Source organism: Thermogutta sp., assembly GCF_039793925.1.
Classification (GTDB): domain Bacteria; phylum Planctomycetota; class Planctomycetia; order Pirellulales; family Thermoguttaceae; genus Thermogutta.
In genome coordinates this window covers 1-2396 of the sequence record NZ_JBAMME010000338.1, presented here as the reverse complement: position 1 = coordinate 2396, position 2396 = coordinate 1, and the positions used below count along the sequence as shown (strand labels likewise).

Here is a 2396-nt window from a genome sequence, read left to right as displayed (position 1 = left end):
GGGCCTGACGCTCCTGCTCCCAGCGGATGAGGTCGGCCATAAAGGGGTCCAGTTCCTCCAGATCGGCACGGAAGAGAAAGTCGTTGGGCATAGGGCCTCCTGAAAGGTTAGAAATCTATCAAACAAAGCCTGACGGCCACAACTTTTCCGTGGCACAGATGTTAGCCCCCAGCGGGCGGTCTGAAAGACCTCCCGCAGGGGGTATACGCTTGATCACAAAAGAGCCCGTTTGTTTCTACGGGACCGCCCAGAGCCAAAGGAGACCTGTTTCCAGACCCGTCGCCAGGAGCGTTCCATCCGGGCTAAAGGCCAGGTCATACACCAGCCCGGGATGGTCCAGCGTACGGATAGGCCGCAGGATGGTTTGGGCCACGGGCAGAGTGCCCATCTGGCTCGCGCGGGTGGAGGAGACATCCCAGAGCCGGACGACCTGCTCGCCGACACTGGCCGAGGCCAGAAACCGACCATCGGGCCCAAAGGCGAGGCCAGTGACCGTGGCAGTATGGGCGATGAAGGCGGTTACCGGCTGCTCTTCGGCGATCCGCCAGATGTAAATGCTCCCATCCCCAAGACCGGTGGCAAGGGTCTGTCCGTCGGGGCTGAAGGCAACCCGGTAAACGGGGGCATGGTGCTGAAGGGACCGAATATTCTGACGGCGTTCTACGTCAACGAGCCAGACGAGGCTATCGTTCCCACCCGAAGCGAGGAGATGGGGCTCCGCAGGGCTGAAGGTCAGGTTCAACACACCCCCTAAATGGCGGTAATTGTAGACCATTCTCCGCCAGTCCGAGGCTTGCAGGACCTGAATTTCTCCAATGCTATCAGCGATGGCCAGATAGCGGCCATCCGGGCTGATCGCAATGCTATAGGCGGCTATATCCTGACGGTCAAATGATTCCAGGGGTTCACCGGTTTCGGTAGACCAAGTCTGGATCATCGGGTTCTGAGAGGCGCTCAACAAGCGTTGCCCATCCGGGCTAAACGCGATGTCCCAGACAGCGCCCTGATGAATTTTGGGGAGACGCAGGGGAAGGCCTGTTCCAACCTGCCACAACTGGGCCAGTCCCGCCATGGTGCCGATGCCCAAGAGTTGCCCATCCGGACTGAAGGTGAGGACATTGATGGACCCCCCAGGGCCCTGCTGGGTGCCTCGTATTTCCCCGCGTATGCCTGTTACCCAGATCTCCCCGGTGTTCAAGAGCAGAGCGATAAAATCGCTTTCGGGGCCAAAGCACGGATCCCTTACATAATCGGGGAATCCGGAAGTGCGAAGCGGAGTCGTGTTCCCAACCTGCCAAACATCGAGATGCTTTTGGTTGGCCGCGGCGATGTACTGTCCGTTCCTGTCTATGCTAACGGACTGAACGGTGTAATACGCGACGTGCTCCGCCACGGTGGAGAAGTCCGTTCCCCGGAGCAGGCGGGCCTGTTCCGAGGCGTTGATCACCAACAGGTTCCCGTCCTGGCTGACCTCCACAGAGACAACAGGGGTATAACCCTGCGTGATGTCCGCGACCAGTGAACCATCTTCTACTCGCCAGATGGTCAGCCCTCCGTCAAAGGTCCCCGCGACAATTCGGTCGCCCGGAGGGAGAAAACGGAGGCTCATCACGGTGCTGTAGTACCGCATCGCCTGTCGTTCCTCTCCTGATGAGACATCCCAGACTTGAATTACGCCCCCCCAACTGGACGCCAGCCACCGGCCATCCGGACTGAACGCAAGTCCATTGATCTGGCGATCCGAGATAACCTCAATGGTGCGGACCTCTTTTCGCTGGTGGACGTCCCATATCTGGACCCGGCCGTCCATCGTGCCGATAGCCAGCAAGGCACCGTCGGGGCTGAACGCCATATTAGTCACCCAGCCGTCGGAGAAGGAGGCGACAGTGTTCAGGGTCTCGGCTTCATACAGAATCACTCCTACAGTAGTTCCCAGGGCAATCAGGGGTTCCGCAGGTGAGCAAACCAGTTTCGTGGCGACTCCCTCTCCCCATTGAGCAACCGGGACCAATTGTTTCAGGTTGTTCAACGTGATCGGTTGATAGCCGGCCGGCACCGGGGTTCCAGGGCGGGCCATTATGTAAGGGGTCGGTGTATGGGGCGGAGTGGGAGAAGGGGGGCGAGGGGTGGGGGATGCCGTCGGAGCGGGGGTTGGGAAGGAAGTGGCAGAGGGGGAAGGGGTCGGCGAGGAAGAGGGGATCAGACCAGTGGGTAGACAAGCCAGGGAGAGGAGTAAAAGCAATAGCAGCACAGTCAGTGACCACGAGCGGAATCGTCCTTGTTGTCTCTGCATTTCACACCTCGGGATGGTTCATTTTCCCACTGAAATGTGGTGACAATTTTGGCGGTCGTTAAAATTACGGCCTTCCGCCCCACCCCCCCATGCCCCCTCCCCC

1 protein-coding gene is annotated in these 2396 nt (G+C 59.5%); it reads right to left on the bottom strand.

Features of this window, described 5'->3' with window-relative positions; all coding sequences use genetic code 11:
* Window positions 1-235: 235 nt before the first annotated feature.
* Window positions 236-2077 carry a WD40 repeat domain-containing protein gene (locus ABJK56_RS18325; protein ID WP_347246130.1) on the bottom strand — a complete coding sequence of 614 codons (1842 nt, stop codon included), beginning with the start codon at window positions 2075-2077 and terminating at the stop codon, window positions 236-238.
* Between the last annotated feature and the right edge of the window lie 319 nt (window positions 2078-2396).